The organism is Burkholderia sp. BCC1638, from assembly GCF_902833195.1.
GTDB lineage: Bacteria > Pseudomonadota > Gammaproteobacteria > Burkholderiales > Burkholderiaceae > Burkholderia > Burkholderia diffusa.
The window spans coordinates 91,841-109,527 of the sequence record NZ_CADFEC010000004.1; the positions used below are offsets into that span (position 1 = coordinate 91,841).

Genomic DNA, 17,687 nt, shown 5'->3' on the forward strand with positions numbered 1-17,687 from the left:
TGAGCGGGCCCGGTCCGCAAGAACATATAATTCTCGCATAGAACCCTTTGGCGCCTTCGATGTCACCCTTTTCGTTCACCCTGCTGTTCGCGATCGTCGTGCTCGCGATGGTCGTCACCAAGCTGTGGCTCGCATCGCGGCAGATCCGCTTCGTCGCCGCACACCGCAACGGCGTGCCCGCGCAGTTCAGCGCCACCATTCCGCTGACCGCCCACCAGCGCGCGGCCGACTACACGGTCGAGCGCACCCGGCTGGCGATGTTTGAAATCGTCGTCAGCGCGGCCGTGCTGGTCGGCCTCACGCTGCTCGGCGGCGTCGGCGCCCTCGACACGCTGCTGACGGGCTGGTTCGGCCGCGGCTACGGTCAGCAGGTCGCGCTCGTCGCCGCCGTGCTCGCGATCATGAGCGCGATCGACGTGCCGTTCGAGTATTACCGCCAGTTCGGGATCGAACAGCGGTTCGGCTTCAACCGCATGACCAAGCGCCTGTTCTTCACCGACATGCTGAAGAACACGCTGCTCGGCGCCGTGCTCGGCCTGCCGCTGCTGTTCGTCGTGCTGTGGCTGATGAACCAGGCCGGCAGCCTGTGGTGGCTGTGGACCTGGATCGTCTGGGTCGCATTCCAGATGCTCGTGCTGCTGATCTACCCGACCTTCATCGCGCCGATCTTCAACAAGTTCGAACCGCTGAAGGACGAAGCGCTGCGCACGCGCATCGAGTCGCTGATGAAGCGGTGCGGCTTCGCGGCGAAGGGCCTGTTCGTGATGGACGGCAGCCGTCGTTCCGCGCACGGCAATGCGTACTTCACGGGCTTCGGTGCCTCGAAGCGGATCGTATTCTTCGACACGCTGCTCGCGCGGCTGTCCGGCCAGGAAATCGAGGCCGTGCTCGCGCACGAACTCGGCCACTTCAAGCGCCGCCACGTAATGAAGCGGATGCTCGTGTCGTTCGTGCTGAGCCTCGTGCTGCTCGCGCTGCTCGGCTGGCTCGCACAGCGCACGTGGTTCTATACGGGGCTCGGCGTCACGCCGTCGCTCGACACGAGCAACGCGGGCGCCGCGCTCGTGTTGTTCTTCCTCGCGATCCCCGTGTTCCTGTTCTTCGCGACGCCGTTCAGCAGCCTCACGTCGCGCAAGCATGAATTCGAGGCCGATGCGTTCGCGGCCAGCCAGACCGATGCGCAGGATCTCGTCAGCGCGCTCGTGAAGCTTTACGAGGACAACGCGTCGACCCTCACGCCGGACCCCGTCTACACGGCCTTCTACTATTCGCATCCGCCGGCGTCGCAGCGGATCGACCGCCTGATGCAGCACGCATGAGCCGGCCGACCTCCCGCAAGCCGGCTCCGCGCGCATCGGGCGCGCCGCGTGTCGAAGGCCGCGTGATCGCGGCGCACGGCCGCCACTATATCGTCGCGCCCGACGACGGCGGCCCGATGCTGCAGTGCTTCCCGCGCGGCAAGAAAAGCGAGATCGCGGTCGGCGACCGCGTCGTGTACGAACAGGCGTCGGCCGACCAGGGCGTGATCGTCGAGATCGGCGAGCGGCGCAACCTGCTGTACCGCTCCGACCAGTTCAAGTCGAAGCTGTTCGCGGCCAACCTCGATCAGTTGCTGATCGTGCTCGCGACCGAGCCCTATTTCAGCGAGGATCTCCTCGGCCGCGCGCTGATCGCGGCCGAAGCGAATGAACTGAAGCCGCTCGTCGTGCTGAACAAGATCGACGTCGAGGCCGCGCTGCCGGTCGCCCGCGAGCGCCTCGCGCCCTACCGCGCGCTCGGCTACGACGTGCTCGAACTGTCGGTGAAGGGCGCGCCCGACGATGCGCGCGCGCAACTGATGCCTCATCTGGCCGGGCATTCGACGATCCTGCTCGGCCAGTCCGGAATGGGCAAGTCGACGCTCGTGAACCTGCTCGTGCCGGATGCCGAAGCCGCGACCCGGGAAATCTCGGCCGCGCTCAACAGCGGCCGTCACACGACGACGTTCACGCGCCTCTACCCGCTCGACGGCGGCGGCGCGCTGATCGATTCGCCGGGTTTCCAGGAATTCGGCCTCTACCACCTGACGGAAGGCCGCCTCGAGCGCGCGTTCCCGGAATTCCGCCCGCTGCTCGCGGACTGCCGTTTCTATAATTGCCATCATCTGCACGAGCCGGGCTGCGCGATTCTCGAAGCCGTCTCCGACGGTCGCATCTCACCGTCGCGGCATGCGCTTTACGCACAGCTCGTGCACGAGGCGAGCCAGATCGTCCGCTGACCGCACGGCGGGCAGAAGGCGGCCGGGGCTGACCCGGCCTTCACCGACAGGAGCCGCGATGCGTTTCAAGGCCCCCGATCTCGCCACCGCGCAGCATTGGGCGAATGTGCTGCAGGCGGCCGGCATCGGTTGCGAACTGCACAACTGCTACGCGACCGGCGCGCTCGGCGGCCTGCCCGCCGACGCGTGCGCCCCCGAGCTGTGGCTCGACGACGAGCGCGACGATGCGCTCGCTCGGCGGCTCCTCGATGCGGCGTCGCATGGCCCGTCGGCCGGCGCCGCTCCGTGGCGCTGCCGCCAATGCGGCGAGGCGCTGGAGGCCCAGTTCACCGCCTGCTGGCAATGCGGCGCCGTACGCGATCCGCTCGACGACTGAGCGGACTGACCTGACGCATAGCAAAAAGGCCGGCATGAAGCCGGCCTTTTTGTTTCATCGCGCACCTGCGCTGCCGCGTCACGACACCCAGACGGCCAGCGTCAGCATCAACAGCAGGATCATCCACAGGATCACGGCGCGCCAAACCAGGCCGACCGCGGACTGCAGCGTGCGCGGCGTGCAATCATCACCGACCGTCAACGGGCCGCTGTCGCCGACCGCCAACGCGTCGAGACTCGACGGTTCCGCGAGCGGCCCCGCGAGGCGCGCGCCGAGCGCGCCGCTACCGGCCGCGAGCAGCACGCCGTCGTTCGGGTCGGGCCACTGGCGCGTGTGATTGCGCCACGCGTAGATCGCATCCTCGAAGTTGCCAACGATCGCGAAGCCGAGCGCGGTCAGTCGCGACGGAATCCAGTCGATCACGAAGAACGCGCGCTGCGCGAACGTCGAGAACGCGGCGGTGCGATCGTCGCCCGGCGTCGACCAGCTGCGCGCGAGATATTCGGAGATGCGGTACAGCACGGCACCGGCCGGACCGATGGGCAGCACGTACCAGAAGAACACGCCGAACACGTGGCGATGCGACGCAACGACCGCATGAATCAGCGTATGGCGGACGATTTCGCCGACCGGCATGTCGACCGTGTCGAGGCCCGTCCACTCGTGCAGGATTTCACGCGCGCGCGGCACGTCGTCGTTGTTGAGCGCGAGATGGATATCGGTGAAATAGTGGCTGAACTGGCGGAAGCCGAGCGTGAAATACACGACGACGACGTTCCAGATGAACGCGAGCACGAAGCTCACCTTGAACAGCAGAAAGTAGATCAGCGCGACGATCAGCACCCACGGCAGCACGACTGCAAGCCATGCGAGCACGCCATGCTTTTGCTTGCCGGCGTCGAGGCCATGCGCGACGGTTTCCGCATGAAACTGGAACAGGGCGAACACCGGATTGCTCGGCGACAACGCGCGGACCTGTTCGATGATGAGGGCGAGAAGAACCGAAAAGAAAGTCATGCGTGGCGCCGTCTTCGGAGTTATGTCATTTTTTGCATAACGATAGCACAGCGTAAGCGGCGCATGGCTGCCGACGCGACGGGCCGGCAGCGGGCCGCGTGCGCGGGTTCGGGCCGGATGCTATCCGGCTGCCAAGAAGCGGTACAGATTGCGCAACATGCCGGCAGTTGCGCCCCAGATGAAGTAATGCCCGGCCGATTCGCCGTTCGGATAGGGCATCGCAAAAAAACGACGCTCGCCGCCTTCCCAGCGGAACACGCGCACCTGGTGGTTCGCCGGACTCATCAGGAACGCGAGCGGCACCTCGAAAATCTCGGCAACCTCGAACGTGTCGGCCTGCACGGTAAACGGCGGATGCACGAGCCCCACGATGGGCGTCACGCAGAAGCCGGTCCCCGTCAGGTAGTCAGGCAACGCACCGAGCACCTCCACCGGTTCGGCGGCCAGTCCGATTTCTTCCTTCGCCTCACGCAACGCGGTCGCCGTCGCATCGCGATCGAACGGCTCGCGACGGCCACCGGGGAAGCTGATCTGCCCGGCGTGATCGTTCAGGTGGTCGGCGCGCTGGGTCAGCAGCACGGTGAGGCCGCCCTCGCGAACGACGAGCGGGATGAGGACGGCGGCGCTGCGCGGATCGACGCCCTCCTGCAGCCGTACCTCTCCGGGCTCGACGCTCCATTCGAGCGTGCGCGCGAAACGCTCGCGCAGCCCGGGCGGGGTCATCAAGCGGGTTTCGATGGACGGCAAGCCGGCGCCAGTGCCTTCGACCGGCAGCACTTCGGGATCAATGATGGGGCGGCGATTCAATGGGGATCTCGAGTTCGTGACGTATCGAGCATATTGTCGCGCCAGAATGAAAAAAGCACCCGGAAGGGTGCTTTTTCCTTACAGCTCTTACTCTTGGGAAGCTGCTGCGGCGCGATCCTTCGACACCAGCTTTTCCTTGATTCGAGCCGACTTGCCCGAACGCTCGCGCAGGTAGTACAGCTTCGCGCGACGCACATCACCGCGACGCTTCACGACGATGCTCGCCAGCAGCGGCGAGTAGGTCTGGAACGTACGCTCGACGCCTTCGCCCGACGAAATCTTGCGGACGATGAAGTTCGAGTTCAGACCACGGTTGCGAATCGCGATCACGACGCCTTCGTACGCCTGAACGCGCTTGCGGTTACCTTCAACCACGTTCACGTTCACGATCACCGTGTCGCCCGGGGCGAATTCGGGGATCGTCTTGCCGGCGAGCGCGCGCTCGATCTCTTCCTGCTCAAGTTTTGCGATCAGATTCATCACTGACTCCTAAAGCCATCTTGTCGGCGTTTGCACCCGCCTGCTTCCAGGCTTGGCCCCGATAGAGGATGGATTCACATCAGGCACCGCGCACGCATGCACGGCACCGCCATTTCCCGCCCGCGCCGCCGCCTCAGGAGGCGTTCTTCGCTTCGCGTGCGAGGTTCGCAAGCCATGCCTCGTCGGCACGGCTCAACAACTTCTCGCGGCGCGCCCGGACGATCAGGTCCGGCCGCTTCCGCAATGTATTCCTCAATGCTTCCTGGCGCCGCCACCGCTCGATCTCGGCATGATGGCCGCCGAGCAGCACGTCCGGCACGCGCATCCCCTCGTATTCCTCGGGGCGCGTGTAATGCGGACAATCGAGCAGCCCGTCAGCGAAGCTGTCCTGCACAGCCGACTGCGCGTCGTTCAGCACGCCGGGCAGCAGGCGCACGACGGCATCCATCATCGCCATCGCCGGCAGTTCCCCGCCGGACAGAACGAAATCGCCGAGGCTGATTTCCTCGTCGACGCACCGGTCGAGCAGACGCTGATCGATCGCCTCGTAGCGGCCGCACAGCACGATGACACCAGGCTCCTGCGCCATTCGCACCGCACGTTCGTGCGTGAACGGTGCACCTTGCGGCGACATCATCACCACACGCGTGCTCGCGACGCCCTGCTCCGCCTGCGCTGCTTTCGCAGCGCCGATCGCGGCCTCGAGCGGCCTGGCCAGCATCACCATGCCCGGACCGCCGCCGTACGGACGATCGTCGACCGTGCGGTAGTTGTCCGTCGTGAAATCACGCGGATTCCAAGTGCGCAGCCCGAAGCGCCCCTGCTTCACAGCCCGGCTGGTGATTCCCCAGTCGGTCAGCGCGCGGAACATTTCGGGAAAGAGCGTGACGACGTCGAACTGCACCGCGCTCTCCGTAACCTGGTTCATTAGTAATCGGCTTCCCAGTCGACGACGATGCGACGTGCCGCCTGATCCACCGTTTTGACGTAGACGCCGACGAACGGAATCAGCCGTTCGTCGGTGGTCGGCCGACCATCCTTGCCGACTGCCGGATACTCGACGCGCATGATCGAATGCACGCCGTTGTCGATCATCCCGCTCACCGTCCCGAGCGCCACCGATTGCTCGTTGACGACCTCGAGGCCGATCAGGTCGACCCAATAGAATTCGTCCGCGGCCAATGCCGGAAAATCTTCCCGGCGCACGAACACGCGAAAGCCGCGCAAAGCCATTGCGGCATCGCGGTCGCTGACACCCGCGGTATGCGCGACGACTGTGTCGCCGTGCGTCTTCGATTGCAGGATGCGGGCGGACAACCGCTCCCCACCCCGTTCCAGCCACCAGCGGCGCGCCTTGAGCAGCGCATCGCCGCCGCGACCGGCGTCTGCATGCGTCGCCACCTTGACCCAGCCTTTCAGGCCATAGGCGTCGACGACCGCCCCGACCTCGACAGCATCGTCGGGCCAGGCTTGTACTGCCTCGAGACTGCCCTGCTCGGCAGCCACACCGGCGCTCGCGACAGTGTCGCGCTCGACCGGCTTGCGGACGAATGCGCCAAATGACGCTCGCCCGCGCTTTGCGTTACCGGAATCGTGACCGGACATTAATGCTCCTTGCAGCCGGCACGACCGGCACACCGCGCCATGTTAGGCAGCCGGTTGCGCCTTTTGCGCTTCCTTCACGAGACGCTGGACGGTCGGCGACAGTTGCGCGCCAACGCCTTGCCAGTACGTCAGGCGGTCCTGAGCGATACGCAGCGATTCGCCCTTCGTGGCGACCGGGTTGTAGAAGCCGACGCGCTCGATAAAGCGGCCGTCACGACGGTTGCGCGAATCGGTAGCGACGATGTTGTAGAACGGGCGCTTCTTCGAGCCGCCGCGAGCCAGACGGATGATAACCATATGAAATCCTTCGGGAAAACCGGGTTCGAAACTACTGAAACGTGCGATTATAGCCGGAAACCAAAGCCACAACAAACACTTACGCGCAAAAATTCCACGGACGCCCTGCACGCCGGGCATACAATCGTCGTGTCCTCGACGCTTACCGCCGCCATGCCGCCATCTTGCGTCACCCCGGCGCGCCGCGCGCAGCACCGCCTCGCGGGCTTGCTGACCGGCCTCGTTGCCTGCCTCGCAGCCACCGCGGCTTGCGCCGCAACGCCAGCGGACAAACTCGTCGTGCCACCCGGCTTCCACGTCGACGTGCTGACCGACGCTGTGCCGACCGCCCGCGAAATGGCGTGGTCGCCGCGCGGAATTCTGTATGTCGGCTCGCGGGAAGGCCGCGTGCACGCATTTGTGATGCAGGAGGGTCGGATCACGGCCCGCTACGTGATCGCATCGGGGCTCGACATGCCCGTCGGCGTCGCGTATCGCGACGGCGCGCTCTATATCTCCGCCGTGTCGCGTATTCTGCGCCTCGATCACATCGACGACCGGCTCGCCAGACCTCCGGCGCCGGCGGTCGTGACGGATGCGCTGCCAGCCGATCATCATCACGGCTGGAAATTCATCGCATTCGGCCCCGACGGCAAGCTCTACGTGCCGACCGGCGCCCCATGCAACGTGTGCCTCGCCGATCGCGATCGATACGCGATCATCGCACGCATGAACACGGACGGCAGCGGCCGGGAAGTGTTTGCCCGCGGCGTGCGCAATACCGTCGGCTTTGCCTGGCACCCCGAGTCGCGCGAGCTGTGGTTCACCGACAACGGGCGCGACTTGATGGGTGACGACGTGCCCGACGACAAGCTGAATCGTGCGCCACGCGCAGGCCTCGATTTCGGCTTTCCATACTGCCACGGCGGTGACACGCCCGACCCTGAATTCGGGAGCGCCGACGTGTGCCGCCGCTACGCGCCGCCCGTGCTGAAACTCGGCGCGCACGTCGCGGCACTCGGCATGCGCTTCTATACGGGGACAATGTTTCCGGCGTCATACCGCAACAACATCTTCATTGCCGAGCATGGTTCGTGGAATCGCAGCACGAAGGTCGGCTATCGCGTAATGCGCGCGGTCGTGTCGGCCGACGGCAGCCATGCAAGCCAGACTCCGTTCATCACAGGCTGGCTGCGCGCGGACGGCACCGTGTGGGGGCGCCCGGCCGACGTACTGCCGCTGCCGGACGGCTCGCTGCTCGTCAGCGACGACTACGCAGGCGCCATCTACCGCATCACCTATGCGGCACCTTGACGCAGGCAAGGGGTGACCCGGCCCGACCGGGCATCGTAGAATGCGTGCCGGGCCGAGCGCCCCGCGCCGGCCTGCCGGCCGCCCATGCCAACGATAATCCGCCGCCATCCATGTCCAGCAGCACCGCATTGTCCCGCCGCTTCCGCTCCAAGACACTCACCGCCGCCCTCGCGTTCCTGCTCGGTTCGCTCGGCGCGCACCGCTTCTACCTGTACGGCTTTCGCGACGTGTACGGCTGGGCGCACCTGCTCGCGACGATCGTCGGGATCCCGGGTTTCCTGCTGCTCGCCGCGACCCAGCGCAGTGCCAACCTCGGCTGGTGGCTCGCCGTGCCGGGTGCGATCTCGCTTCTGGCTGCGTTCCTCGCCGCGCTCGTCTACGGCCTGCGCCCCGACGAGAAGTGGGACGCACAATTCAATGCCGACACCGGCAAGCACAGCCAGTCAGGCTGGACGGTGATCTTCATCGTGATCTTCTCGCTGCTGATCGGTGCGTTCCTGCTGATGACCGCCCTCGCCCTGTCGTTCCAGACGTACTTCGAATCGCAAGTCGAAGCGGCAAAGCAAATCTCGCAGTAAGCACCAACACGTGTCGGCCAGATCAGAACAGGCTCAGTTGCACGTCGTCACGCGACTTCGTGCCGGTCGCGCCCGCCACCGTGCGCTGCGCTGCCGCCCCGGTCGCCGGCGCACCGCGAAACTGCGACAGATCCAGAATGCCGTTCGCACGCTCGTTCAACCCTAGCCGCTTCACGGCCTGACGGAACCGCTGCCGCAACAGGTCGGCCCAGATTCCCTCGCCCTTCATCCGCTTCGCGAAATCCGAGTCGTAGTCCTTCCCGCCGCGCATGTCGCGCACGCGGTTCATCACGCGCTCCGCGCGATCGGGGAAATGCGCGGAGAGCCAGTTCTTGAACAGCGGCGCGACCTCCCACGGCAACCGCAGGATGATGTAACTCGCGTGTGTCGCGCCGGCTTCCGCACAAGCTTCCAGCACACGCTCCATGTCCGGCTCGGTGACGAACGGGATCATCGGTGCAATGCTGACGCCTACCGGCACGCCCGCATCGCGCAGCGCGCGGATCGTGCGCAGCCGGCGCGCCGGCGTCGCCGCACGCGGCTCGAGCGTGCGCGCGAGATCGGCATCGAGGGTCGTGATCGTGACCGCGGCCATCACCTGCCCGCGCTCGGCCATCGGGGCCAGCAGATCCAGATCGCGCTCGATCAGGGACGATTTCGTGATCGCGGCGAACGGCAGCCCGTGATCGTGCATCACCTGGATCACGCTGCGCGTGATGCGCAGATCGCGTTCGACCGGCTGGTATGCATCGGTGTTGACGCCGAGCGCGATCGGCTCCGGCACGTAGCGCTTGCGCGAAATCTCGCGCTCGAGCAATTCGGCAGCGTTGACCTTCGCATAGATGCGACTCTCGAAATCGAGCCCCGGCGACAAACCGAGGTAACTATGGGTCGGCCGTGCAAAGCAGTAGATGCAGCCATGCTCGCAGCCGCGATACGGATTGAGCGACACGCTGAACGGTATGTCCGGTGACTGGTTGTGCGTCAGGATGCTCTTAGCGTGCTCCTCGAACACCTGCGTGCGCAGCGGCGCGGGCAGATCGGCGTCGTCCGATTCGTGTGTCCAGCCGTCGTCGACCGCTTCGCGCAGCGCCGTTTCGTATCGCCCCTGGAGGTTGTCGACCGCACCGCGCCCCTTGCGGGGCGCCGGCGGCGCTATCGGAAATTCGTTGTCGGACCGACCGTCCATGCGCTCACCCATTCGCCTGCACCCAATACTGTATATTTATACAGTATTGGGTGCAGCATGCCAAGGGCGGGATAGAGGGACGGACTGCTGGCGGCAACCACGGTCATTCGCCGACCGAGATCGTCAGCGTCTCCTTGATTTCTTCCATCACGACATAGCTCTTCGACTGCACCGCGCCGGGCAGCTGCAGCAGGATATCGCCCAGCAGCTTGCGATAGTCGGCCATTTCACCGATGCGCGCCTTGATCAGGTAATCGAAGTCGCCGGACACGAGATGGCACTCGAGCACCTCGTCGATCTTCATCACTTCGCGCCGGAACTGCTCGAACATGTTGCCGCCCTTGTGGCCGAGCGTGATCTCGACGAACACCAGCAACGCGGCGCCGAGCTGCCCCGGATCAACGCGTGCGTGATAGCCGGTGATGACACCGTCGCGCTCCATGCGCCGCACGCGTTCGATACACGGCGTGACGGTCAGCCCGACCTGCTCTGCGAGGTCCTTCATCGCCATCCGGCCGTCGTCCTGGAGCAGTTTGAGGATGCGCCGGTCGAGCTTGTCGAGCGAGCGTACTGGCTGGCGTTGCGTTCTCATTTGTTTATGCTGAAAACCTGAAAAATACGATAACAAAACCTACACATTCGACAATACCATAGCGCAAAAAACTAGATCAGCTAGAGGTTACACGGAGACGCACGTGCGCCCGGCCTCGCCCTGATCCTTCCATCTGGAGCAGCTATGCGAGTCGTCATTCTGGGCAGCGGTGTGGTGGGCGTGGCAAGCGCGTATTACCTCGCGCGCGCCGGTCATGAAGTCACGGTGATCGACCGGGAAGCCGGCCCGGCGCTCGAGACGAGCTTCGCGAACGCAGGTCAGATCTCGCCCGGCTATGCCGCGCCGTGGGCCGCGCCCGGCGTGCCGCTGAAGGCCGTCAAGTGGATGTTCGAGAAGCACGCGCCGCTCGCGATCCGCCTCGACGGCACGCGCTTCCAGCTCCAGTGGATGTGGCAGATGCTGCGCAACTGCACGGCCGAGCGCTATGCAGTCAACAAGGGCCGCATGGTCCGCCTCGCCGAATACAGCCGCGATTGCCTGCAGGCGCTGCGCGCCGACACGGGCATCCAGTACGAAGGCCGCACGGGCGGCACGCTGCAACTGTTCCGCACGCAGCAGCAACTCGACGGCGCGGCGAAGGACATCGCGGTGCTGCAGGAAGCGAACGTGCCGTTCGAACTGCTGTCGCCGGCCGAGCTCAGGAATGCCGAACCGGCGCTCGCCGCCGTGTCGCACAAGCTGACGGGCGGCCTGCGCCTGCCGGGCGACGAAACGGGCGACTGCCAGTTGTTCACGACGCGCCTCGCGGCGCTCGCGGAATCGCTCGGCGTGAAGTTCCGCTACAACACGCCAATCGACGCGCTGGCGATCGGGGGCGGCAAGATCGCCGGCGTGCAGTGCGGCAGCGAGACGGTGCGCGCGGATGCATACGTCGTCGCGCTCGGGTCATACTCCACCAGCTTCATCTCGAACCTGATGAAGATCCCCGTCTATCCGCTGAAGGGCTATTCGATCACCGCGCCGATCGTCGACGAGACGGCTGCGCCCGTGTCGACGGTGCTGGACGAAACCTACAAGATCGCGATCACGCGTTTCGACCAGCGCATCCGCGTGGGCGGCATGGCGGAGATCGTCGGCTTCGACAAGAACCTGCGTGCCGCGCGTCGCGAGACGCTCGAAATGTGCGTGAACGACCTGTTCCCGGGCGGCGGCGACACGTCGAAGGCAACGTTCTGGACCGGCCTGCGCCCGATGACGCCGGACGGCACGCCGATCGTCGGCCGCACGCCGGTCTCGAACCTGTTCCTGAACACCGGCCACGGCACGCTCGGCTGGACGATGTCGTGCGGGTCGGGCCAACTGCTCGCCGACCTGATTTCGGGCAAGAAGCCGGCAATTCAGGCCGACGACCTGTCGGTGCATCGCTACCTGAAGGACGTGGCCGGCCAAACGCGCCCGGCATACGCATAAGGCGGAACGGTCAGCCGCGACGCAGGCCGGTCCGCATCAACGAAAAAGGCGCCCACGGGGCGCCTTTTTCGTTACAGCGAATGCGTTGCGGGCTCGAAACAGCGCTTCCGTCATCGCACAAAAAAAGGGGCGCTCATCGCGCCCCTCGTCTTGCGTACTTGCCGCCGAAGCGTCAAGTCACACCGTGTCAGCCCAGTTCGTTCACGAGTTCCGGCACGAGCGCGAACAGATCGCCGACGAGGCCGTAGTCGGCCACGCTGAAGATCGGCGCTTCGGGATCCTTGTTGATCGCGACGATCACTTTCGAATCCTTCATGCCGGCCAGATGCTGGATCGCACCCGAGATGCCGACCGCGATGTACAGCTGCGGCGCGACGATCTTGCCGGTCTGGCCGACCTGGTAGTCGTTCGGCACGTAGCCGGCGTCGACTGCCGCGCGCGACGCGCCCAGTGCTGCCGACAGCTTGTCGGCCAGCGGCTCCAGCACCTTCGTGTAGTTTTCGCCGCTGCCCAGGCCACGGCCGCCCGACACGATGATGCTCGCCGACGTCAGCTCCGGACGATCCAGCTTCGTCACTTCACGGCTCACGAACTGCGATTTGCCCGCATCGGCCGCCGCTTCGATCTTCTCGACAGCCGCGCTGCCGCCTTCGGCCGCAACCGGATCGAAACCGGTCGTACGCACCGTGATCACCTTGATCGGATCGCTCGACTGCACCGTCGCGATCGCGTTGCCCGCGTAGATCGGACGCTCGAACGTGTCGGCCGAATCGACCGCCGTGATGTCGGAAATCTGCGCGACGTCCAGCTTCGCGGCGATGCGCGGTGCGATGTTCTTGCCGTAGGCGGTTGCCGGCGCGAGGATGTGCGAATAGTCCTTCGCGATGTTCAGCGCGGTCGCCTCGACGTTTTCCGCCAGGCCCGCTTCGAGCTGCGGCGCATCGGCCAGCAGCACCTTCGACACGCCTGCGATCTTTGCTGCCGCATCGGCAGCGCCCTGCGCGTTGTGCCCCGCGACCAGCACGTGAATGTCACCGCCAATCTTCGCTGCCGCCGCCACCGTGTTCAGCGTCGCGGCCTTGATCGACGCGTTGTCGTGTTCTGCAATCACCAGAATCGTCATTTCTTTCCGCTCCCTCTTACAGCACCTTGGCTTCGGTCTTCAGCTTCTCGACCAGCGTCTTCACGTCCGGCACCTTCACGCCGGCCGCGCGCTTCGGCGGCTCGGCCACCTTCAGCGTCTTCAGACGCGGCGTGACATCCACGCCGAGGTCTTCCGGCTTCACCGTTTCCAGCGGCTTCTTCTTCGCCTTCATGATGTTCGGCAGCGTCACGTAGCGCGGCTCGTTCAGGCGCAGGTCCGTGGTCACGACTGCCGGCAGTTGCAGCGACAGCGTTTCCGCGCCGCCGTCGACTTCACGGGCGACCGTGGCACGGCCATCGGCGATCGTGACCTTCGACGCGAACGTCGCTTGCGGCAGGCCAGCCAGGGCGGCCAGCATCTGGCCCGTCTGGTTCGAATCGTCGTCGATCGCCTGCTTGCCGAGAATGACGAGTTGCGGCTGTTCCTTGTCGACCAGCGCCTTCAGGATCTTCGCGACGGCCAGCGGCTCGACGCTGTCGTTCGACTCGACGAGGATCGCACGATCCGCACCGATCGCCAGCGCCGTGCGCAGCGTTTCCTGCGCTTGCGTCACACCGACCGACACCGCGATCACTTCGGTCGCCACACCCGCTTCCTTCAGGCGCACCGCTTCTTCCACCGCGATCTCGTCGAACGGGTTCATCGACATCTTCACGTTCGCGATGTCGACGCCGGTGTTGTCCGACTTCACGCGGACCTTCACGTTGTAATCGACCACTCTTTTCACTGGCACCAGGATTTTCATGCACACGCTCCAAAGTTACGAATACGACCAGAGGCCATTCTATAGCGAGGCCTCATGACTGCGCGGCCAAGCGGACCAATCCATCGCGGCTATCGAGGATAGCGCTCCTCTTCGGTGCGCCGGCAATAGCGAACGGTCGTTCTATTTTAAAAGAGAAAAAACCCGGACGCAAAGCCCGGGTTTTCGATCATCGACTCTAATCGTCACCGGGCGCGCCCAGCACCACGTATCACCAGGCGGCGATGACCGCGCCGCCGAACTTCTGTTCGATGAACTGCTTCACTTCCGCGGAATGGTAGGCCGCGACCAGCTTCGCGACCCACGGCTTGCTCCGGTCGGCCTCGCGAATCGCGAGGATGTTCGCATAAGGACCGTTCGGACCCTCGATCGCGATCGCGTCCTGTTTCGGCTTCAACCCCGCTTCCATCGCATAGTTGGTGTTGATCGCCGCAGCGTCGACGTCGCCGAGCGAGCGCGGAATCTGTGCCGCATCGAGTTCGACGATCTTCAGCTTGCGCGGATTGTCGACGATGTCGAGCGGCGTCGCCTTCAACCCGGCGTCCGCACGCAGCTTCAGCAGGCCCTGCTTCTGCAGCAACAGCAGCGCGCGGCCGCCATTGGTCGGATCGTTCGGCACCGCGATGCGCGCGCCCGGCTTCAACTCGGCCAGCGACTTCACCCGCTTCGAATAAATGCCCATCGGGAACGTGACGGTATCCGCGACCTTGATCAGCTTGTAGCCGCGATCCTTCACCTGCGCCTGCAGATAAGGATCGTGCTGGTAGCTGTTCGCGTCGAGATCGCCCGACGCGAGCGCCGCGTTCGGCTGCACGTAATCCGAGAATTCGACGATGCGGATGTCGAGGCCGCTCTTGGCCGCGACCTTCTTCACCACGTCCATGATCTGCGCGTGCGGACCGCCCGTCACGCCCACCTTGATGGTTTCGGTCTGCGCGTGCGCACTCGCGAACAGCGCGGCCGCGCCGAGTGCGGCCGCGAACTTCAGCATGAAACGTCGTTGCATCGTCTCCCCCTACCCATGAATGTCGTTATTACTTGTGGCTCAGCCGCCGCACGAGCCAGTCGCCGAACGATTGCACGATCTGCACGAACACGATCAGGATCGCAACGACCGTCCACATGACTTCCGGCAGATAGCGCTGGTAGCCGTAACGGATGCCGAGATCGCCGAGCCCGCCGCCGCCGATCGCACCGGCCATCGCCGAGTAGCCGACGAGCGACACGAACGTGATCGTCAGGCCAGCGACGATGCCGGGCAGCGATTCGGGCAGCAGCACCTTGAACACGATTTGCGACGTCGTCGCGCCCATCGACTGCGCGGCCTCGATCAGCCCGCGGTCGACTTCGCGCAGCGCCGTCTCGACCAGTCGCGCGACGAACGGCGCGGCCGCGAGCGTCAGCGGCACGACCGCCGCAGCCGTGCCGATCGACGACCCCGTGACGAGCCGCGTAAATGGAATGACCGCAACCAACAGAATGATGAATGGCGTCGAGCGCACCGCGTTCACGATGCCGCCGAGCACGCGATTCACGCCGAGGTTCTGCAGCACGCCCTGGCGGTCGGTCAGGTAGAGCAGCACGCCGAGCGGCATCCCGACGAGCGCGCCGACCGCTCCCGAGATGCCGACCATGATCAGCGTCTCCCAGAACGACTGCACGAACATATCGAACATCTCACTCAACATACGAAAGCTCCTCTACCACCACACCTTGCTCGCGCAGGAACGCGAGTGCCTGCCCGACCTTGCCCGGTTCGCCGCCCGCGAGCACCGCGAGTGACCCGAACGCCTGCCCCTGGATCTCGTCGATCTGGCCGTGCAGGATATTGAAATCGAGTTCGTACCGGCGAATCGTCTCCGACAGGATCGGCTGGTCGACACCCGAGCCTGTGAATGCGAGCCGCAGCAAATGCCCGCTGCCCGTCTTCAGCCGCTCGGCCACGCGTGCCTTCAGCGCGGGCGGCAGTTCCTGCGCGATCACGTCGCCGATCAGCGCGCGCGTCACTTCGTGATGCGGCTGCAGGAACACGTCGATCACGCGGCCTTCCTCGACCACGCGACCCGCGTCGAGCACCGCCACGCGATCGCACACCTGCTTGATCACTTCCATCTGGTGCGTGATCAGCACGATCGTCAGGCCGAGTTCGCGATTGATGCGCTTCAGCAGGTCGAGGATCGCGCGCGTGGTCTCGGGATCGAGCGCCGACGTCGCTTCGTCCGACAGCAGCACCTTCGGCTTGCTCGCGAGCGCGCGGGCGATGCCGACGCGCTGCTTCTGGCCGCCGCTGATCTGCGCCGGGTAGCGGTCCTTCTGTGCGGACAGCCCGACGAGGTCGAGCAGCGGCAGCACGGCGGCCTCGATGTCGGCACGGCTCGCGCCAGCCAGCTCGAGCGGCAACGCGACGTTGTCGAACACCGTGCGCGACGACAGCAGGTTGAAGTGCTGGAAGATCATGCCGATTTCGCGGCGCGCTTCGCGCAGTGCGCCGGCCGGCAGCAGCGTGAGATCGCGCCCGCCGACGACGACGTTGCCTTCGGTCGGCCGCGTGAGCAGGTTGATGGTGCGCACGAGCGTGCTCTTGCCGGCGCCGCTTCGGCCGATGATGCCGAACACCTCACCCTGCGGGATCGTCAGATTGACGTTGTGCAATGCGTCGACCCAGCCGGTCGGCCCGGGGAAACGCTGCGACAGATTGCGTAATTCGATCATGTAAACAAAACGGCGGCCGACAGGCGAAGCCCGCCAGTCGGCCGCCGATGCATCTGGAATAGCCGGCGATTTTACCGCAAACGCCTCATTCCACTTAATAATCGATTTCGATCTTTTCATAACCAGACGAAATTAGAGGGGCACTGCTGGCCCGCCGTGCGAGTGCCGCGACTATGATCCGGAACACCGATGCCAACTAAACAGGGGACCCGCCAGATGACCGCCACCACCACGCAGACCGCCGCGCCCGCCGCCACCGCGGCACTGGACACGGCAGCGCCGCCCGCTCCGCGGATGGGCCGGCTGCGTACCGCGGACGGGCTCGAACTGGCGTCGTATCGCTGGCCGGCCGGCGACGGCACGGAGCCGCCGCGCGCGACGATCGCGCTCGTGCATGGCCTTGCCGAGCATGCGGGCCGCTACGCGGCGCTCGCGGCCAGATTGAACGCGGCCGGCATCGACGTGCTGGCGATCGATCTGCGCGGGCACGGCCAGTCGCCCGGTAAGCGCGCGTGGGTCGAGCGTTTCGACGATTACCTGAACGATGCGGATGCCCTCGTCGCCGAAGCCGCCCGCGACGATACGCCGCTCTTCCTGATGGGCCACAGCATGGGTGGCGCCGTCGCGGCGCTGTATGCGATCGAACGCGCGCCGGTTCGCGGCCACGCGCTGGCGGGCCTCGTGCTGTCGAGCCCGGCGCTCGCGCCGGGACGCGACGTGCCGCGCTGGATGCTCGCGATGAGCCGCTTCATCAGCCGCGTGTGGCCGAGCTTCCCCGCGATCAGGATCGACGCGGCGCTGCTGTCGCGCGATCCGGCCGTCGTCGCGGCCAATCGTGCCGATCCGCTCGTGCACCACGGCGCGGTGCCGGCGCGCACCGGCGCCGAGATCCTCGATGCGATGGCGCGCATCGAGCGTGGTCGCAGCGCGCTGCGCGTGCCGGTGCTTGTCTATCACGGCACCGAGGACAAGCTGACCGAACCGGACGGAAGCCGTGCGTTCGGCGCACGCGTCGGCTCGCCAGACCGCACGCTGACGCTATACGAAGGCGGGTTCCACGAAACGATGAACGATCTCGAGCGCGACCGCGTGATCGATGCGCTGATCGCGTGGATTCACGCGCACGTGCCGGCACGCTGAACGCGC

At 65.5% G+C, this 17,687-nt stretch carries 20 protein-coding genes; 7 read left to right on the forward strand and 13 right to left on the reverse strand.

The features are described 5' to 3' along the window. Window positions 1-59 precede the first annotated feature (59 nt). Genes HWX22_RS05750 through HWX22_RS05760 form a run of 3 tightly spaced genes read left to right on the forward strand, consistent with a single transcriptional unit; the run spans window position 60 to window position 2,633 of the window. The gene (locus HWX22_RS05750) at window positions 60-1,319 is read left to right on the forward strand and encodes a M48 family metallopeptidase (protein ID WP_175915188.1); all 1,260 of its coding nucleotides are present in this window, start codon (window positions 60-62) and stop codon (window positions 1,317-1,319) included. Continuing rightward, window positions 1,316-2,257 (forward strand): ribosome small subunit-dependent GTPase A, encoded by a 942-nt coding sequence (rsgA, locus tag HWX22_RS05755; RefSeq protein WP_175907401.1) that lies wholly within the window; start codon window positions 1,316-1,318, stop codon window positions 2,255-2,257. Before HWX22_RS05750 ends, rsgA begins: the two co-directional genes overlap by 4 nt. Window positions 2,258-2,315: 58 nt before the next feature. Beyond that, on the forward strand, window positions 2,316-2,633 hold the full coding sequence (locus HWX22_RS05760) for a DUF2007 domain-containing protein (RefSeq protein ID WP_059816149.1): 318 nt from the start codon (window positions 2,316-2,318) through the stop codon (window positions 2,631-2,633). 78 nt (window positions 2,634-2,711) lie between these two features. On the opposite strand, the gene HWX22_RS05765 is transcribed toward HWX22_RS05760, so the two are convergent. The 6 genes from HWX22_RS05765 to rpsP form a co-directional block, all read right to left on the reverse strand. After that, window positions 2,712-3,650 (reverse strand): CobD/CbiB family protein, encoded by a 939-nt coding sequence (locus HWX22_RS05765; protein ID WP_059523804.1) that lies wholly within the window; start codon window positions 3,648-3,650, stop codon window positions 2,712-2,714. Between the two features lie 120 nt (window positions 3,651-3,770). Beyond that, window positions 3,771-4,457, reverse strand: coding sequence for a CoA pyrophosphatase (locus tag HWX22_RS05770; RefSeq protein WP_059816153.1), 687 nt, complete (start codon window positions 4,455-4,457; stop codon window positions 3,771-3,773). An 87-nt stretch (window positions 4,458-4,544) separates the two neighbouring features. Further along, window positions 4,545-4,937, reverse strand: coding sequence for a 50S ribosomal protein L19 (rplS, locus tag HWX22_RS05775; protein ID WP_006753174.1), 393 nt, complete (start codon window positions 4,935-4,937; stop codon window positions 4,545-4,547). 133 nt (window positions 4,938-5,070) lie between these two features. Then, entirely contained in the window at window positions 5,071-5,865 is a 795-nt protein-coding gene (gene trmD / locus HWX22_RS05780) for a tRNA (guanosine(37)-N1)-methyltransferase TrmD (RefSeq protein ID WP_059447922.1), read from the reverse strand. Then, complete coding sequence (gene rimM / locus HWX22_RS05785) at window positions 5,865-6,542, reverse strand: ribosome maturation factor RimM (protein WP_059816162.1); 678 nt, start codon at window positions 6,540-6,542, stop codon at window positions 5,865-5,867. The genes trmD and rimM overlap by 1 nt, the downstream gene beginning before the upstream one ends. Before the next feature lie 42 nt (window positions 6,543-6,584). Then, a complete protein-coding gene (rpsP, locus tag HWX22_RS05790) occupies window positions 6,585-6,839 on the reverse strand; it encodes a 30S ribosomal protein S16 (protein WP_006476550.1) in 255 nt (84 codons plus the stop codon). Window positions 6,840-6,992: 153 nt separating this feature from the next. Here rpsP and HWX22_RS05795 point away from each other — a divergent pair, with 153 nt between their 5' ends. Together HWX22_RS05795 and HWX22_RS05800 are read left to right on the forward strand one after the other, a co-directional pair. After that, window positions 6,993-8,132 (forward strand): PQQ-dependent sugar dehydrogenase, encoded by a 1,140-nt coding sequence (locus tag HWX22_RS05795; RefSeq protein ID WP_175915189.1) that lies wholly within the window; start codon window positions 6,993-6,995, stop codon window positions 8,130-8,132. A gap of 110 nt (window positions 8,133-8,242) precedes the next feature. After that, window positions 8,243-8,710, forward strand: a complete 468-nt coding sequence (locus HWX22_RS05800; RefSeq protein ID WP_175907404.1) for a TM2 domain-containing protein — start codon at window positions 8,243-8,245, stop codon at window positions 8,708-8,710. A gap of 22 nt (window positions 8,711-8,732) precedes the next feature. On the opposite strand, the gene HWX22_RS05805 is transcribed toward HWX22_RS05800, so the two are convergent. Continuing rightward, window positions 8,733-9,911 carry a PA0069 family radical SAM protein gene (locus HWX22_RS05805; protein WP_175915190.1) on the reverse strand — a complete coding sequence of 393 codons (1,179 nt, stop codon included), beginning with the start codon at window positions 9,909-9,911 and terminating at the stop codon, window positions 8,733-8,735. A gap of 91 nt (window positions 9,912-10,002) precedes the next feature. Then, on the reverse strand, window positions 10,003-10,491 hold the full coding sequence (locus HWX22_RS05810) for an Lrp/AsnC ligand binding domain-containing protein (RefSeq protein WP_006762687.1): 489 nt from the start codon (window positions 10,489-10,491) through the stop codon (window positions 10,003-10,005). A 144-nt stretch (window positions 10,492-10,635) separates the two neighbouring features. On the opposite strand from HWX22_RS05810, the gene HWX22_RS05815 reads away from it, so the two are divergent. Continuing rightward, the gene (locus HWX22_RS05815) at window positions 10,636-11,922 is read left to right on the forward strand and encodes a D-amino acid dehydrogenase (protein ID WP_175915191.1); all 1,287 of its coding nucleotides are present in this window, start codon (window positions 10,636-10,638) and stop codon (window positions 11,920-11,922) included. Window positions 11,923-12,109: 187 nt separating this feature from the next. Here HWX22_RS05815 and HWX22_RS05820 read toward each other — a convergent pair whose 3' ends face one another. The 5 genes from HWX22_RS05820 to HWX22_RS05840 all read right to left on the reverse strand — a co-directional run bounded on the left by HWX22_RS05820 (window position 12,110) and on the right by HWX22_RS05840 (window position 16,541). After that, on the reverse strand, window positions 12,110-13,045 hold the full coding sequence (locus tag HWX22_RS05820; RefSeq protein ID WP_175915192.1) for an electron transfer flavoprotein subunit alpha/FixB family protein: 936 nt from the start codon (window positions 13,043-13,045) through the stop codon (window positions 12,110-12,112). Window positions 13,046-13,061: 16 nt separating this feature from the next. Beyond that, window positions 13,062-13,811 (reverse strand): electron transfer flavoprotein subunit beta/FixA family protein, encoded by a 750-nt coding sequence (locus HWX22_RS05825; protein ID WP_059678648.1) that lies wholly within the window; start codon window positions 13,809-13,811, stop codon window positions 13,062-13,064. Between the two features lie 229 nt (window positions 13,812-14,040). After that, window positions 14,041-14,835 (reverse strand): MetQ/NlpA family ABC transporter substrate-binding protein, encoded by a 795-nt coding sequence (locus tag HWX22_RS05830; protein ID WP_059529974.1) that lies wholly within the window; start codon window positions 14,833-14,835, stop codon window positions 14,041-14,043. Window positions 14,836-14,863: 28 nt separating this feature from the next. Further along, window positions 14,864-15,517 carry a methionine ABC transporter permease gene (locus HWX22_RS05835; RefSeq protein WP_059529977.1) on the reverse strand — a complete coding sequence of 218 codons (654 nt, stop codon included), beginning with the start codon at window positions 15,515-15,517 and terminating at the stop codon, window positions 14,864-14,866. After that, complete coding sequence (locus tag HWX22_RS05840; RefSeq protein WP_059509785.1) at window positions 15,507-16,541, reverse strand: methionine ABC transporter ATP-binding protein; 1,035 nt, start codon at window positions 16,539-16,541, stop codon at window positions 15,507-15,509. Before HWX22_RS05840 ends, HWX22_RS05835 begins: the two co-directional genes overlap by 11 nt. Before the next feature lie 216 nt (window positions 16,542-16,757). On the opposite strand from HWX22_RS05840, the gene HWX22_RS05845 reads away from it, so the two are divergent. Then, window positions 16,758-17,681 carry an alpha/beta hydrolase gene (locus tag HWX22_RS05845; RefSeq protein ID WP_175915193.1) on the forward strand — a complete coding sequence of 308 codons (924 nt, stop codon included), beginning with the start codon at window positions 16,758-16,760 and terminating at the stop codon, window positions 17,679-17,681. The last annotated feature ends 6 nt before the right edge of the window (window positions 17,682-17,687 follow it).

Coding starts and splice junctions, on each gene's coding strand:
- rplS (WP_006753174.1), bottom strand. CDS start 4,937: ATGAATCTGATCGCAAAACTTGAGCAGGAAGAGATCGAGCGCGCGCTC.
- HWX22_RS05795 (WP_175915189.1), top strand. CDS start 6,993: ATGCCGCCATCTTGCGTCACCCCGGCGCGCCGCGCGCAGCACCGCCTC.
- HWX22_RS05815 (WP_175915191.1), top strand. CDS start 10,636: ATGCGAGTCGTCATTCTGGGCAGCGGTGTGGTGGGCGTGGCAAGCGCG.
- HWX22_RS05830 (WP_059529974.1), bottom strand. CDS start 14,835: ATGCAACGACGTTTCATGCTGAAGTTCGCGGCCGCACTCGGCGCGGCC.
- trmD (WP_059447922.1), bottom strand. CDS start 5,865: ATGAACCAGGTTACGGAGAGCGCGGTGCAGTTCGACGTCGTCACGCTC.
- HWX22_RS05840 (WP_059509785.1), bottom strand. CDS start 16,541: ATGATCGAATTACGCAATCTGTCGCAGCGTTTCCCCGGGCCGACCGGC.
- HWX22_RS05750 (WP_175915188.1), top strand. CDS start 60: ATGTCACCCTTTTCGTTCACCCTGCTGTTCGCGATCGTCGTGCTCGCG.
- HWX22_RS05810 (WP_006762687.1), bottom strand. CDS start 10,491: ATGAGAACGCAACGCCAGCCAGTACGCTCGCTCGACAAGCTCGACCGG.
- HWX22_RS05825 (WP_059678648.1), bottom strand. CDS start 13,811: ATGAAAATCCTGGTGCCAGTGAAAAGAGTGGTCGATTACAACGTGAAG.
- HWX22_RS05800 (WP_175907404.1), top strand. CDS start 8,243: ATGTCCAGCAGCACCGCATTGTCCCGCCGCTTCCGCTCCAAGACACTC.
- rsgA (WP_175907401.1), top strand. CDS start 1,316: ATGAGCCGGCCGACCTCCCGCAAGCCGGCTCCGCGCGCATCGGGCGCG.
- rpsP (WP_006476550.1), bottom strand. CDS start 6,839: ATGGTTATCATCCGTCTGGCTCGCGGCGGCTCGAAGAAGCGCCCGTTC.
- HWX22_RS05760 (WP_059816149.1), top strand. CDS start 2,316: ATGCGTTTCAAGGCCCCCGATCTCGCCACCGCGCAGCATTGGGCGAAT.
- HWX22_RS05765 (WP_059523804.1), bottom strand. CDS start 3,650: ATGACTTTCTTTTCGGTTCTTCTCGCCCTCATCATCGAACAGGTCCGC.
- HWX22_RS05820 (WP_175915192.1), bottom strand. CDS start 13,045: ATGACGATTCTGGTGATTGCAGAACACGACAACGCGTCGATCAAGGCC.
- HWX22_RS05835 (WP_059529977.1), bottom strand. CDS start 15,517: ATGTTGAGTGAGATGTTCGATATGTTCGTGCAGTCGTTCTGGGAGACG.
- HWX22_RS05805 (WP_175915190.1), bottom strand. CDS start 9,911: ATGGGTGAGCGCATGGACGGTCGGTCCGACAACGAATTTCCGATAGCG.
- rimM (WP_059816162.1), bottom strand. CDS start 6,542: ATGTCCGGTCACGATTCCGGTAACGCAAAGCGCGGGCGAGCGTCATTT.
- HWX22_RS05845 (WP_175915193.1), top strand. CDS start 16,758: ATGACCGCCACCACCACGCAGACCGCCGCGCCCGCCGCCACCGCGGCA.